Origin of the sequence: Mangrovimonas futianensis (assembly GCF_021245805.1) — a bacterium.
GTDB classification, from domain to species: domain Bacteria; phylum Bacteroidota; class Bacteroidia; order Flavobacteriales; family Flavobacteriaceae; genus Mangrovimonas; species Mangrovimonas futianensis.
Genome location: NZ_JAJJNF010000003.1, coordinates 54,078 through 69,346, shown reverse-complemented (window position 1 = coordinate 69,346; position 15,269 = coordinate 54,078). Strand labels below are relative to the sequence as shown.

At 37.7% G+C, this 15,269-nt stretch carries 12 protein-coding genes and 2 tRNA genes; 2 read left to right on the top strand and 12 right to left on the bottom strand.

Annotation, left to right across the window (positions count from 1 at the left end; all coding sequences use genetic code 11):
* Nucleotides 1–73 precede the first annotated feature (73 nt).
* The 10 genes from LOK78_RS05625 to LOK78_RS05580 form a co-directional block, all read right to left on the bottom strand.
* Nucleotides 74–844 (bottom strand): response regulator transcription factor, encoded by a 771-nt coding sequence (locus LOK78_RS05625; protein ID WP_232634239.1) that lies wholly within the window; start codon nucleotides 842–844, stop codon nucleotides 74–76.
* Between the two features lie 58 nt (nucleotides 845–902).
* Nucleotides 903–977: transfer RNA gene (locus tag LOK78_RS05620), tRNA-Val, on the bottom strand.
* 60 nt (nucleotides 978–1,037) lie between these two features.
* Nucleotides 1,038–1,112, bottom strand: a tRNA-Val gene (locus LOK78_RS05615).
* Between the two features lie 63 nt (nucleotides 1,113–1,175).
* Nucleotides 1,176–2,393, bottom strand: a complete 1,218-nt coding sequence (locus tag LOK78_RS05610) for a bifunctional folylpolyglutamate synthase/dihydrofolate synthase (RefSeq protein WP_232634237.1) — start codon at nucleotides 2,391–2,393, stop codon at nucleotides 1,176–1,178.
* Between the two features lie 4 nt (nucleotides 2,394–2,397).
* The gene (locus LOK78_RS05605; RefSeq protein WP_232634235.1) at nucleotides 2,398–3,291 is read right to left on the bottom strand and encodes an energy transducer TonB; all 894 of its coding nucleotides are present in this window, start codon (nucleotides 3,289–3,291) and stop codon (nucleotides 2,398–2,400) included.
* Nucleotide 3,292: 1 nt separating this feature from the next.
* A complete protein-coding gene (locus LOK78_RS05600; protein WP_053972274.1) occupies nucleotides 3,293–3,685 on the bottom strand; it encodes an ExbD/TolR family protein in 393 nt (130 codons plus the stop codon).
* Between the two features lies 1 nt (nucleotide 3,686).
* Complete coding sequence (locus LOK78_RS05595) at nucleotides 3,687–4,388, bottom strand: MotA/TolQ/ExbB proton channel family protein (RefSeq protein WP_053972273.1); 702 nt, start codon at nucleotides 4,386–4,388, stop codon at nucleotides 3,687–3,689.
* 50 nt (nucleotides 4,389–4,438) lie between these two features.
* Complete coding sequence (gene nhaD, locus LOK78_RS05590) at nucleotides 4,439–5,830, bottom strand: sodium:proton antiporter NhaD (protein WP_232394486.1); 1,392 nt, start codon at nucleotides 5,828–5,830, stop codon at nucleotides 4,439–4,441.
* 11 nt (nucleotides 5,831–5,841) lie between these two features.
* Nucleotides 5,842–7,068 carry a Glu/Leu/Phe/Val dehydrogenase dimerization domain-containing protein gene (locus LOK78_RS05585; RefSeq protein ID WP_232634233.1) on the bottom strand — a complete coding sequence of 409 codons (1,227 nt, stop codon included), beginning with the start codon at nucleotides 7,066–7,068 and terminating at the stop codon, nucleotides 5,842–5,844.
* Nucleotides 7,069–7,138: 70 nt separating this feature from the next.
* The gene (locus LOK78_RS05580) at nucleotides 7,139–8,200 is read right to left on the bottom strand and encodes an anhydro-N-acetylmuramic acid kinase (protein WP_336246329.1); all 1,062 of its coding nucleotides are present in this window, start codon (nucleotides 8,198–8,200) and stop codon (nucleotides 7,139–7,141) included.
* 101 nt (nucleotides 8,201–8,301) lie between these two features.
* Here LOK78_RS05580 and LOK78_RS05575 point away from each other — a divergent pair, with 101 nt between their 5' ends.
* Nucleotides 8,302–9,444 (top strand): acyl-CoA dehydrogenase, encoded by a 1,143-nt coding sequence (locus tag LOK78_RS05575; protein WP_053972269.1) that lies wholly within the window; start codon nucleotides 8,302–8,304, stop codon nucleotides 9,442–9,444.
* A gap of 54 nt (nucleotides 9,445–9,498) precedes the next feature.
* Here LOK78_RS05575 and LOK78_RS05570 read toward each other — a convergent pair whose 3' ends face one another.
* Nucleotides 9,499–9,639: a hypothetical protein gene (locus LOK78_RS05570; protein ID WP_232634229.1), complete on the bottom strand. Its 141-nt coding sequence runs from the start codon at nucleotides 9,637–9,639 to the stop codon at nucleotides 9,499–9,501.
* 300 nt (nucleotides 9,640–9,939) lie between these two features.
* On the opposite strand from LOK78_RS05570, the gene LOK78_RS05565 reads away from it, so the two are divergent.
* Nucleotides 9,940–11,697, top strand: a complete 1,758-nt coding sequence (locus LOK78_RS05565) for a zinc-dependent metalloprotease (RefSeq protein WP_232634228.1) — start codon at nucleotides 9,940–9,942, stop codon at nucleotides 11,695–11,697.
* A gap of 86 nt (nucleotides 11,698–11,783) precedes the next feature.
* On the opposite strand, the gene LOK78_RS05560 is transcribed toward LOK78_RS05565, so the two are convergent.
* Entirely contained in the window at nucleotides 11,784–15,209 is a 3,426-nt protein-coding gene (locus LOK78_RS05560) for a methylmalonyl-CoA mutase family protein (RefSeq protein ID WP_232634226.1), read from the bottom strand.
* Nucleotides 15,210–15,269 lie beyond the last annotated feature (60 nt).

Sequence of the window (15,269 nt, the reverse complement as noted above, 5' to 3'; positions counted from 1 at the left end):
CCCTTTGATTAATAATAGCTAATACAAATGTGCTTAAAACATCACTTTCTTACAATACTCAAATTGAGTATTTTTAAAAGAGTCCCTTGTTTGATTGATAGAACCCTATAAGTTCACCTGTTGAATTGATTTTCAATTTTCTTAGAATATTTCTTCTATGGGTATCTACGGTGTTTGGACTAATATTCAACTTTAAAGCAATTTCTTTACTACTCTTTTTGAGTACCAACAACCTTATGATATCTCGCTCTCTATTACTAATGTTAGATTCTAACAACTTTTGTGAAAAGGTATTGAAATACTTGGTTTCATAAGTATTGGAATCATTCAAATACTTGGCAGTAGCAGTCACTTCAAACTTTAATCCGGGCTCTACTATGGTATAGTGCGCCAATCCAATAACAGGTTTCTTAAAGGCATCAAATGCAAGCGGTGTGGTATTTTGTATAACATTGACATATTCGTCCTGCCCATTCTTAAAACGATAGTTCCAAGTATAACTCATTCTGTGCCTTTCTTCTTCTGAAATCTCATTCATGGTATACTCCATTAGAGAATTTAATGCTTCCAACCATTGCTCCACATCATCTGGATGAATCCTACTCCAAAAATATTTCATGGCTTGGGTTTTAAACAAATGAGGCTCTATTCCAATGCAGGAATACATATTTTTACTCACATACTCAAAACCTAATTCCTGGGTATTCGTAATACAAAAAAATGTCGAGTTATGCGGAAGAAAGGCATCCAGTTCGATAATCTTTTTTATATGCTCTTCAATGGAAGGTGTTTTATAGGATTGAAAGATATCCTCATATAGCTTTTTGATATTTTTTAAAATCATGTAGTTAAAGTAGTGTGGAATAAATCTACTAAAAAAGCTATAAATATCAGAAAAATTGTGGGTCATACTGGATTCGAACCAGTGACTTCTACCCTGTCAAGGTAACACTCTGAACCAACTGAGTTAATGACCCTTTTTAAGTTACAAGGTAAAAAAAATCTCAACACTTCAGTATTGAGATTTTTTACTCTTGTGGGCGCTGAGGGATTCGAACCCCCGACCCCCTCGGTGTAAACGAGGTGCTCTGAACCAACTGAGCTAAGCGCCCTTGCTAACGGAATGCAAATATAAGGCAGTTTTTGATATGGCAAAACTTTTTTTGCAAAAAAAATTAAATTATTTCTGCCACCACAAAAGTACTCCCACCCACAAAAATAAGGTCCTTTGAATTCGCCTGATTTTTAGCTTCTGTTAAAGCTTGATTTACACTATTATATGCACTTCCTCTATAACCTTTTGCATGGAATTGCTTCATTAAAAGATCAGCATCCAATCCTCTAGGAACATCCGGTTTACAAAAATAATAAGTAGCTTTTTTAGGAAGCAATGTCCAAACATCTGTCAAATCTTTATCATTTACTACTCCAAACACTATATGAAGATGCTCAAATTCCAGATTATTTATTTGACTCATAGAATAGGTCAACCCCTCTTTATTATGACCTGTGTCACAAATCACCAACGGATCGTTGCCAATTATTTCCCATCGCCCTCTTAATCCTGTATTTTTAACCACGTTTAAAAGACCTGCCTGCACATGCGCTTCGGAAATAGCATACCCCTTAGATCGAAGAACTTTTACAGTAGCAACAACCGTTTGAATGTTCTTTTTTTGATATTCGCCTTTCAAATCACTCTCATATAAGTGACTATCTGTTTGATCAGCAAAATAAATATCCGATTCACAATTTTCAGCCATTTCAATGAACACCTGTTCTGTTTCCGATTGGGTTTCACCAATGATCACCGGAATATGAGCCTTAATAATCCCTGCCTTTTCCGCCGCTATCTTTTCCAAGGTATTCCCCAAGAACTGTACATGATCCATCCCAATATTTGTTATCACAGAGGTCACTGGTTTAATAATATTAGTGGAGTCCAATCGCCCACCCAGACCAACTTCGATTACAGCAATATCGACTTTCTTTTGATAGAAATACTCAAATGCCATTCCTGTTGTCATTTCAAAAAAAGACAAATTTTCTTGTTCAAAAAACGAACGGAATCTTTGAATAAAGCCAATCACAAATGCCTTTGACACAACCTGCCCATTGATACGTATACGCTCCCGGAAATCCTTCAAATGTGGCGATGTAAATAAACCTGTTGTATATCCTGCTTCCTGAAGTATGGAAGCTAACATATGACTGGTAGACCCTTTACCATTGGTTCCCGCCACATGAATCGTTTTGATTTTTTGTTCGGGGTGTTTTAAATGTTTGGCTAGCTTTTGAATATTGGCTAAATCTGCGCGAAATGCAGACTGACCTTGACGTTGGTACATAGGCAATTTACCAAACATCCATTTTAAGGTTTCTTGATAGGTCACAACTTTATTGTCCTAAAGTAAAATTAACTCTTACAAATCCGATTTGCTTTGCTGGAGCCTTACTATCTGGGCGCCATTTATGGGATAAAGCTATTTTCCTTGCTGGCTCCAATAAACAAGAAGCCGTATTAGTGGTTCCTTTAACCCCTGGAGTTGCCTCTATCACATCTCCATTACGGTTAACTACAATTTTAACAATGACCATTCCGGCCTCATTACAATCTTGTCTTAAGGTTTGGTAGGTTGCTTTTCCCCTTCCATTCAAACCGTATCCTACACCACCACTTCCGCTACCTGGGCCACCGAAATAACTTGGCGCATAGGGATCACCATCCAATTGACCTTTATCTCCGGCCCGATTATCATCCCCTTCACTACCTGAAGACGTCCCATCAGATTTACTGACACCTCCAATCAAGGCATCCAGTTTTTTCTTTTTGGCCTCCTGTTCTGCTTTTTCTTTGGCTACCCTTTCTGCTTCGGCTTTTGCTTTAGCGTCAGCCTCTGCTTGAGCTTTTGCCTTAGCTTCGGCTTCTGCCTTAGCTTTAGCGTCAGCCTCCTTTTGTTTCTTTATAGCAATCGCATCTTCTGTGTTTTGCGTTACAACTTCTTCTGCTTTAGCCTGTTCAGCAGCGGCAGGTTGGGATTCAACTTGCTCGGGCTGTGCTGCTTCCTCGGGTTGTCTATTAACCTCTCGAGGTTCGGATTTAACAGGTTCCTTTGGCTGAATATTACCCGAACCAAAATCAGTATTACCAAAGTTGACAGCAACTCCATATTCCTCAGGAGGATCCATATAAGGTGGACCAACAACAAACAACAACAGCAAGATAATAACCACTATCAATGTGGTAATCTTAGCCGAATCCTTCTCGTGTTTGGTCTCTAAATATTTCATCTTAGTTAGGGCGAACTGCCAAAATAACTTTATACTTATTTCTGTTGGCTATATCCATAACCTTCACAACATTATCTACCGGCACCGACTTTTCAGCACGTAAAACAATAACAGGATTGTCTTGGCTAGAAAGTGCTTTCTTTAATTCACCCTCAAGCATACTTTCTCCCACAACGCGTTGGTCTATGTAATAGGTCAAATCTTTTTTAATGCTAACAGCTACGGTTCTTTTATTCTCAGTTTTACCACTCGCTTTAGGCAACAAAATATCTATAGCATTAGTAGTAACCAAGGTAGAAGCCAACATAAAAAAGATGAGCAACAGAAAAACAATATCCGTCATGGACGACATATTGAATTCTGGTGTTACTTTATTTCTTCCTCTAATATTCATATTAGATAGGCTCGTTTAAGTGATCTAAAAACTCCAAGGAATTTGCTTCCATTTGATAAACAACCTTGTCTGTTTTAACCACTAAATGGTTATAAGCCATATAGGCTACAATACCAACAATTAAGCCTCCAACTGTCGTGGTCATTGCAGTGTAAAGACCATCAGCCAAAAGTTTAATATCAATATTCCCTCCAGAATTGGCGATTTCGAAAATAGATAAAATCATACCGATTACCGTTCCCAAGAACCCAATCATAGGAGCCGCACCCGAAATGGTTGCCAGTACACTCACATTTTTCTCTAGGTTATAGATTTCCAAGCGGCCTGCATTTTCCAGTGCCGTGTTTATGTCGGCAAGCGGTTTTCCAATTCTTGTAATTCCTTTAGAAATCAATCGGGAAACTGGGGTATTCACCTGAGCACATAACATTTGTGCTGAATCAATTTTGCCATGAGATACATGGTCTTTTATTTGATTCATAAAATTGGCATCAATTTTTGAGGCAGCTTTGATGGCCAAAATACGTTCAAAGTAGATATAGATAGCACCAACCAGTAAAATAAAAAGTACCAAAATGATAAAGATACCAGCGCTTCCACCACTGGAAATCAATTCGATAATTGAAAGTGTTTTTTCAACAGACTCCTGATCGGTTAGTACTTCAGCGCCTTCCTGAACGTCTTGTAAAAGTAGGTTTAACATATAAATTGGTTTTGGATAGCTTAAACGCTAATTATATAACAAAATTGTATTTAAAAAATTGTTCTTGTAAACATAAAGGCAATGGCTCCTGCTAAAAAGCCCACTAGAGCCAACCATGAAATCTTTTTTAGATACCAAAAGAAATCAATCTTCTCCATACCCATAGCTACCACTCCAGCAGCCGATCCTATAATTAGCATACTTCCTCCAGTACCCGCGGAATAAGCTATAAAATGCCAAAGTTCATTATCCATCGGTTCCGAGAACATTCCCAAACTAGCGGCTACCAAAGGGACATTATCAATAACTGCCGATCCAACACCAAGTAATAAGACTACCAAATCGGATACTCCTGCATGGTGTAATTCTGTTCCCAACATAGGGGTATTAGCCTGAAGCGACTGAGCAAACTCAAATAATATCCCTAAAGATTCTAAAGCAGCTACAGCCATCAAAATACCCAAGAAAAACAATATACTTGGCATTTCAATTCGTGACAAGGAATGATGCACCGGACTATGATGTCCTTCATAATTGTTTCCTTCTCCTTCTGCTTGCGTGATGCTAAATCTGGTGCTACTGTAAATCTCGGCAAAAATCGCTACAACACCCAACGCCAGCATCATTCCGACATAAGGGGGCAAATGAGTAATAGTTTTAAAAATTGGAACAGATACAATCCCTCCCAATCCTAAATACAACATGGTAGAACTGAATCTATTTTTTGGTTTATCTTCAGTTTCTTCTTCCTCAATTTCACCTTTAAAAATAGGCAGGAAAGAAGCTATAAAAGTTGGCACTACCATACAAATAAGAGAGGGTAAGAACAAATAGACAAACAAATGCCCTGAAGATACTTTTTTACCAATCCAAAGCATGGTTGTTGTTACATCTCCAATTGGTGACCAAGCGCCACCAGCGTTAGCTCCAATGATTATTAAACCTGCAAACCAGATTCTTAATTCTCGGTCTTTAATTATTTTTTGAAGAATCGATATTAATACAATCGTAGCGGTTAAATTATCGATGATAGCTGAAAGACCAAAAGCTAAAAAGCCAAACATCCATAGAATACGCCTTTTGCTTTTGGTTTTCACATATCCCTTTATGGTAGAAAAACCATCAAAATAGTCTATAATTTCAACTATTGTCATCGCTCCCAACAAGAAGACAACAATCTCTGCAGTTTTACCCAAATGATGGAGCAAGGTTTCCTCCATCAGTTCGATTTTAGCTTCATGACCCAAAGTTCCAAAGGCTTCCATCAAATGATGCTCTGCAGAATTAAACCAATGCGGAAAAGCATCTATCCCCAACGCAATAATGGCCCAACAAATAGCCATCATTAGCAATGCTGGAATTAATTTATCAATTTTTAGATTGTGCTCCAAGGTTATGGCCAGATAGCCAAGAACAAATGTGAGAACGATAATAGTTTCCATAAATATGTTTATTAAATAAGCTGGCTCAAGGCAATCTCAAAAGCGGTCTCGCTTATACCAGTCTTGTTTTGATTTTTCTCATAAACTTTTTCCAAAGCTTTTCTAATTGTGTCTGAGGTATCAGAAAAAATGGATTCGTCAGTCATTTGTACACGACGTTCCATAAAATAAGCAAATACTCGAGCCATACCACAATTGGAAATGAAATCTGGAATTAAACTTACTCGGTTATCTGTATGCTCCATAATAGGACCAAAGAAAATTTCTTTATCGGCAAATGGCACATTAGCTCCACATGAAATTACTTCAAGTCCCGTATCGATCATTTCATCTATTTGTCCTTTAGTAATCAATCTAGAAGCGGCACATGGTGCAAAAATCTCGGTTCTTAATGACCATACCCTCTGATTCATTTCTTCAAAAGGTATTAAATTTTCAGCGATTAACTTATTACCCTGTTTAGCCAAAAACAAATCGGTGATTTCTTCAAAGGTAAATCCTTCCTCTTTAATTAATCCACCTGCGATATCGATAATTCCAACAATTTTGGCTCCCATCTGAGACAGATAAAAAGCTGCTGCTGACCCTACATTCCCAAATCCTTGTACAATGGCACGTTTGCCTTCTACTGTACCTCCGTATATGTGATAATATTGCTTGACTGCTTCGGCGACACCAAACCCAGTTATCATATCAGCAATAGTATACTTTCTTTGCACACTTGGCGAAAAATAAGGATTTTCAATTACCTTAATAACTCCTTGACGCAATTGTCCTATCCTATTAATCTTATCGGCTTCAGTTGGCTTAAAATGTCCACTAAAAACCCCTTCTTGAGGATGCCATACGCCACTCTCTTCAGTAATAGGAATCACTTCATGAATTTCATCAACGTTCAAGTCTCCTCCAGTACCATAATAACTTTTCAACAAAGGAGATACTGCTTGATACCAACGCTCTAACACGCCTTTTTTTCGAGGATCATTTGGATCGAAATTAATACCTGATTTTGCACCTCCGATAGGTGGTCCAGACACGGTAAATTTCACTTCCATGGTTTTAGCCAAAGACAACACTTCATTCATATCCAATCCCTTTCTCATTCGGGTTCCACCTCCGGCAGCACCACCTCTTAAGGAGTTAATAACGGTCCATCCTTCTGCCTCGGTTTCTGGATCTTTCCAATTAAAAATAATTTCTGGTTCTTTAGCTTCGTACTTTTGAAGTAATTCTTTCATTCTAGGTTAGTAATTGAAGTTAACAAATATAAAAAACTTGCTATCCTTAAAAGTTAATTTTGCAATAATTTTAAGGATAATATATCATTCCGGAACTATGGTCTTTCCTAGCTCCCGTAACACTTTTTAAACAATTGATTTCATTATGCAATTTTAACACACCCAAAAAGCCGAATACAATAGCTTCTTTAAAATCAACGATTAATGTTTCTGGTATAATAACGTATGGTTTTGCATGGGATTTGATGCGCTCCATTAAGAATTGGTTATGCGCTCCTCCCCCAGTAACCAATATATTTTGAGAAGATACTCCTTGAAGATTTTGTCCAATTTGAAAAGCGATATGCTCTACAAAAGTCCTTAATATAATTGGTAGTTCTAAACTACAACTATCTATTCTAGGAAAAACCTCTGTATTTACCCATTCCAATCCCAAAGATTTTGGATAGGATTCGCCATAGAATGGTATTGCATTTAATTCTTTCAACAAACCTTCATCCACTCCCCCAGACTTGGCTAATACACCGCCTGCATCAAATTCCTTCCCTACTTTACTCACGTAATGGTTCAATACAATATTAACCGGACATATATCATAGGCAATTCGGTTACCATCAACCTGCATAGACACATTAGCAAACCCTCCTAAATTGAGACAATAATCATAAGATCCAAATAACAATTGGTCGCCAATGGGTACTAGCGGAGCTCCTTGCCCACCCAGAGCCACATCCTCGATCCTAAAATCACATACTACGGGCAACCCTATCTTCTTGGATATTTTTGGTAAATTTCCAATTTGATAAGTCAAGCCCCTTTCAGGTTGATGTAATGCGGTATGACCATGAGAACACACCATATCAATTGTTCCTTTTGGATACTGGTCAACAAAATCTACAATAATATGGGCTAAAAAATCGGTGTATTCAACATCCAAATCCAATAACTCATCCTTAGAAAACGCGACTAACCCCTGAAGTTTACGCTTCCAATTTGGGGGGTAAGAAACAGTCACTGCATCATGACACACAAATTGCCAAGTTCCGTTTAATTTAGTGAAGGTAACATAGGCCAAGTCTATTCCATCTAAAGAAGTTCCAGACATCACCCCTACAACATTAAATGTTTCCATTATCATATGGCGTAAAAATATAAATCATTATTGAAAAAATGATACTAAAAGGTTATATTTGGCAACAATTTTTATCAAATCATTAATAAACAATCGTTTCTATGGATTTTTCATTAACTGAAGAACATATCATGATTCGTGATGCCGCTCGCGATTTTGCGAATACCGAACTTTTACCTGGCGTCATTGAAAGAGATGAAAAACAACAATTCCCTAAGGAATTGGTCAAAAAAATGGCCGACCTTGGTTTTATGGGAATTATGGTCGATCCCAAATACGGAGGAAGTGGCATGGATACCATTTCATATGTATTGATCATGGAAGAATTATCTAAAATTGATGCCTCGGCATCTGTAATGGTTTCTGTTAACAATTCCCTAGTTTGCTACGGTCTTGAAAAATATGGAAGCGAAGAACAAAAACAAAAGTATCTGACCAAATTGGCCTCAGGTGAGTTTATAGGAGCGTTTTGTCTTAGTGAACCAGAAGCAGGAAGTGATGCCACTTCACAAAAAACAACAGCCATTGACATGGGAGATCATTACCTTTTAAATGGTACCAAAAACTGGATCACCAGTGGAGGACGTGCCGATGTTTACCTAGTCATTGCTCAAACAGACAGAGACAAGGGACACCATGGAATCAATGCCCTAATTGTTGAAAAAGGAATGCCTGGATTTGATGTGGGCCCTAAAGAGGACAAATTAGGAATCAGAGGTAGTGACACGCACACGCTTCAGTTTAATGATGTAAAAGTCCCTAAAGAAAATAGAATAGGAGAAGATGGTTTTGGATTTAAGTTTGCAATGAAAACCCTTTCTGGAGGTCGTATCGGTATTGCTTCTCAAGCATTGGGAATCGCCTCTGGAGCTTACGAACTAGCAAAAAAATATTCTAAAGAAAGAAAAGCCTTTGGAACAGAAATCTGCAACCATCAGGCCATTGCATTTAAATTGGCAGATATGGCAACAGAAATTGAAGCTGCCAGACATTTGGTTATGAAAGCTGCTTGGGATAAAGACCAAGGAAACAACTATGATACATCCAGTGCTATGGCCAAAGTGTATGCCAGTAAAGTTGCCATGGACACAACTGTTGAAGCTGTACAAGTTCACGGTGGTAATGGTTTTGTAAAAGAATACCACGTAGAAAGATTAATGCGTGACGCCAAAATCACCCAAATCTATGAAGGGACTTCAGAAATTCAAAAAATAGTTATTTCAAGAAGTATTTTAAGAGATTAAAAAAATCATTTAAATATGAAAAGGCCCAAACTATGTTAGTTGGGCCTTTCTCATTTATTGCTTATTGCGTTTTAAATTGACAGTAAGAATATACCCTTCTGCCAAAAAATACTTCTCTGATTTAATAACGTTAAGCAACCAATCCAAATGGTTTTTTGTACGTCTTTTAAAAGTGTAGTTGAGTGTGGGTTTCATAGGTTGTTGGTTTTAAAGTTCAACAATTATTTCACCGGCTAGTATTTAAATTTAGGCACGAAACAGTTAACTATTTGATTACCAATTGAAATTTTAGTTAAAAGGAAGAAATAATCCCTTCTACCGTTAGATTTTGCTATTTTCTTCGATTAAAAACATAATGAAAATCATATTTCGGGGATCTTTCACCTAACAAAAGACATATCTTATCTTTAGTTTTATGCTTAAATAAAAGAAAACAAATAAATTAGCAAATGAATTCTACCTAAAGGTCGATTCGAAAAATATCATTCTATTTCAATGAAAGTTAAAAGCCTTTTCTTATGCCTTATGTTTTCAAACCTTTGGATGTTTGCCCAAAACTGGTGCCTCACAACACAGTTTGAAAATCAGCTTAAAGAAATAGATTCCTCATATTTAAAATCCCTTCAAGAACAAAATCTAAGATGGGCTCTTTATAACAGTAAAAAGCTTTATGAAAAAGAGTCTTCAACCAATGAAATTTACCAAATCCCCATTGTCATTCATGTCATTCATACAGGCGAAACCATTGGCACACCTAAAAACCCAAGTGATGCCACCTTATTTGCATTGGTTGATGAATTAAACCAAGAATATGCCGCCACTTGGTTTGAAAACCCCAATCAAGATGAAGGAGGGACACCGATTCCTTTTGAATTCATTCTAGCACAAAGAACACCTGATTGTGAAGAAACAAATGGCATTGTTAGAATAGACGGCAGTGCTTTGGATGGCTATTCGGAATATGGTGTAGCATACCCGGGAGAAACCATTGGCGCCCTCGACTCAGATTTAAAAGCTTTGAGCATCTGGCCTAATACGGATTATTTAAATATTTGGATTGTTTCAAATATTCAAGGCGGCTTGGAAGGCAGCGGTGTAGCAGGATACGCCTATTACCCTGGGGTGGACCCAAGTATTGATGGCGTAGTACTTCACCACAGTTATACTAATTGGGCCATTACTCATGAAGTAGGTCATTCCTTCGGACTTCGACATACCTTTGAAGGTGCTGATGGTGACATTTGCCCAATTAATGACGACTGCACTACCCAAGGTGATTTGGTATGCGATACTGACCCCCACCTCTTGGTAAGTGGATGTCCTACCAATACAAATACATGTACTGGAACCTCCTTTGATCCCGTCAATCACAATTTCATGAACTATTCTTGGTGTCCCGACAGGTTTTCTGAAGGGCAAAAAGATCGACTGATATTTATACTTGAAAACTATCGTCCTGGACTCCTCAATTCACTTGGTGCCACACCTACAGATGACACCACTGAATTCCCTTCGCAACCAATAGCATCATTATGTGAACCAACAACCATCCAATTTCCCGAAAACGAATTCAACATTGGTATATACAATGTGAGTTTAAATGATTTACAATATACCTCTTCTGGATATTCAGGAGATGGCAACCAGTTTTACATCGATCATTCAACCCAACAAGATTGTTATACCCAACTACCACTTATTGCTAACTTAGTAGCAGGAACAACTTATACTATAAGTATTACCACAGGCTTCAACTCTGAAAACGTGAGAGGCTGGATTGATTTTAACAACAATGGTATTTTTGAAGTTGAGGAATTAATCATATCAAGTGATGCAACCGGAGGTAGTTATGAAATACATACAGCAAACTTTGAAGTACCCAATAGCGCCATTCTTTCAGAAACCTTGAGGATGCGTATTGCCAGTGATTATCAAGATTCCGCTATTCCTCAACCCTGCTCTGAACCATCGTTTGGGCAAACAGAAGATTTCATGGTCATTATTCAAGAAGCTTTGAGTGTTGCATCGTTTCAAGTCTCAAATTTCAAGATATATCCAAATCCAACCAAACACATGATACAGGTCAACAAAGACCTGAAACAATCCAAAGTTTACAACATGAGCGGTAAGCAAATTTTATTTTTTGGTAACCAAAACAAATTGGATGTTTCCCAATTATCATCAGGCATTTATTTTTTGGAATGTGAATTATGGACTGGAGAAAGACACATTAAAAAATTTGTAAAAATCTAACAAACAATCCGTCTTTGACCAAAAACATAAAGCATAAAAAACCCGAGATAATCTCGGGTTTTAGTTTTAATAATAATCTTAAAACTCTACATATTTCGTCGATACTGTCCTCCAACCTCAAACAGTGCCGAGGTAATTTGCCCTAAAGAACAAACCTTTGCCGCTTCCATCAATTCCTCAAACATATTTTCATTTTCTAAAGCAGCACGTTGTACTTTTTTCAAAGTATCTTCAATTCTATCAGCATAGGTGGCATGCAATTGCTCCAATGTTTTTATTTGGTTCTGCTTTTCTTCCTCTGTTGCTCTAATGACCTCTTTTGGCTGAACCGTTGGTGATCCCTTGCTACTTAAAAAGGTATTCACTCCAATTATCGGAAAATCACCATTGTGTTTTAAGGTTTCATAATAAAGACTTTCTTCTTGAATCTTGCTGCGTTGATACATCGTTTCCATTGCACCCAAAACACCTCCACGTTCGGTAATACGATCAAATTCTTGCAATACCGCTTCTTCCACAAGATCAGTCAATTCTTCAATAATAAAAGCACCCTGAATAGGATTTTCATTTTTAGCCAATCCCAGCTCTTTATTAATAATCAACTGAATCGCCATAGCCCTTCTTACAGACTCTTCAGTTGGCGTTGTAATTGCTTCATCATAGGCATTGGTATGCAATGAATTACAGTTGTCGTATATCGCATAAAGCGCTTGAAGCGTTGTACGAATATCATTGAAATCAATTTCTTGAGCATGCAAACTCCTACCTGAAGTTTGAATGTGATATTTCAACATTTGAGCTCTAGCATTGGCTCCATATTTATTTTTTAAAGCCTTAGCCCAAATTCGTCTGGCCACACGACCTATAACGGCATACTCGGGATCGATTCCATTACTAAAGAAAAAGGATAAATTAGGACCAAACTTATTGATATCCATCCCTCTACTCAAATAATACTCGACGTAAGTGAACCCATTAGCCAGTGTAAAAGCCAACTGGGTTATAGGGTTTGCACCGGCTTCCGCAATATGATAACCTGAAATGGAAACCGAATAAAAGTTCCTTACATTATTTTGGATAAAATATTCCTGAACATCCCCCATCAAACGTAGAGCAAATTCTGTAGAAAAAATACAAGTGTTTTGAGCTTGATCTTCTTTCAAAATATCTGCCTGAACAGTTCCCCTAACTTGTGAAATGGTTCTAGCTTTTATTGTTTCATAAACCTCTTTTGGCAACACTTGATCCCCTGTTACACCTAGCAACATCAACCCCAAACCATCATTTCCTTCTGGTAGTTCTCCAAAATATCGAGGTCTCTCCTTACCTTCATAAATAGCATTTATCTTGGCCTCAACCTCAGCTTCCAAGTTATTTTCCTTAATATAAAGCTCACACTGTTGATCAATAGCTGCATTCATAAAAAAGCCTAACAACATAGGCGCCGGACCATTAATGGTCATACTCACAGAAGTCATTGCATCAGCCAAATTAAATCCGGAATACAATTTCTTAGCATCATCCAAACAACAAATACTTACCCCTGCATTACCAATTTTCCCATAAATATCGGGGCGGTAGTCGGGATCATTTCCATATAAGGTCACACTATCAAATGCTGTTGAAAGTCTTTTGGCCGGCATGCCTAAACTCACGTAATGAAAACGCCTATTTGTACGCTCTGGCCCTCCCTCGCCGGCAAACATCCTGGTAGGATCTTCCCCTGTTCTTTTAAAAGGGTACAAACCTGAAGTGAACGGAAACTCACCAGGAACATTTTCCTGTAAGACCCACTTCAGAATATCTCCCCAAGCCGAATACTTTGGCAATGCTACCTTCGGAATTTGTGTATGTGATAAAGACTCAGTATGTGTTTCTATTTTAATTTCCTTATCCCTTACCATAAAGGAATAAATCGGCTGTCTGTATTTATTAACTTTTTCATCCCAGCCTAAAATAACCTCCCAATTGTAAGGATCTAAATTCATTTTTACTCTATCAAATTCTTTCTTCAAGAGGTCAATAAATTCAGAATTCCCATTTTCTTTCGTAGCCTCCAAAACGTCATCGTCAATGCCATAGGCATTTAGTTTCAGTGAAGCATTTGAAACGCTTTCCAAAGCGGTAAAAATTCCAAATAATTTTTGGGCTACCTCAACCTGAGCTTCAACTTGCTTATCATAAGCCCGATTATTTTCTGAAATTTCAGAAAGATAACGGGTTCTAGCCGGTGGAATGACAAATATCTTCTCACTCATTTCTTTAGAAACTTCAAACGTAGATTCTAAATCAGCTTGAGCTTTTTCCACTAACTCATCCATAACGGCTTTATAAAGGGAATTCATTCCAGGGTCGTTAAACTGGGATGCTATGGTACCAAAAACCGGCATATCATCTGGATCGGCATGCCACAGGTTGTGATTACGCATATATTGCTTTTTCACATCCCTAAGAGCATCCTGAGCTCCTCGTTTATCAAATTTGTTGATTGCTACCAAATCAGCAAAATCCAACATATCTATTTTTTCCAACTGTGTGGCAGCTCCAAATTCAGGAGTCATCACATATAGAGAAACATCGCTATGTTCTAAAATTTCGGTATCGGACTGTCCAATACCTGAAGTTTCCAAAATAATAAGATCAAACTGAGCTGCTTTTAAAACTTCAATAGCTTCATTCACGTGCTTAGATAGGGCCAAATTGGATTGACGTGTTGCCAAACTACGCATATAGACTCTTGGCGAATTAATGGCATTCATTCTGATTCGGTCTCCCAATAGGGCTCCCCCCGTTTTTCTTTTGGACGGATCTACAGAAATAATACCGATAGTCTTTTCTGGAAAGTCAATAAGGAATCGACGTACTAACTCATCTACCAAACTGGATTTACCAGCACCTCCTGTTCCTGTGATTCCTAAAACAGGTGATTTAGCTGTTTTATTTCTATCGTGAATGATATTTAGTGTATCCTTGGCAACTTCCGGGAAATTCTCAGCCGAAGAAATAACTCTAGCAATGGATTTAACATCTCTGGATTCCAAATGATTTACTTCACCATTTAAATCATTGCCAACGGCAAAATCTGACTTTTCTACCAAATCATTGATCATTCCTTGCAATCCCATCTCCCTACCATCATCAGGGGAGTAAATTCTAGTGATTCCATAAGCCATAAGCTCCTCTATCTCCTCTGGAAGGATAACACCACCGCCACCACCAAAAATTTTGATATGGTCAGCACCTTTCTCCTTTAGTAAATCATACATGTATTTAAAATACTCATTATGCCCACCCTGATAGGAGGTCATTGCAATGGCATTGGCATCTTCTTGTATCGCTGTATTGACAACTTCCTCAACACTTCTGTCGTGACCTAGGTGAATAACCTCAACGCCAGTAGCTTGAATAATACGACGCATGATATTGATAGCTGCATCATGACCATCAAAAAGAGAGGCCGCAGTAACAATTCTAACTTTATTTTTGGGTTTATATGGTGTTATTTGTTCCATTGATAAAAAAACAGTTTTAAAGCGGAACAAATTTAAAGAATATTCAACAAAAGGAAGTAT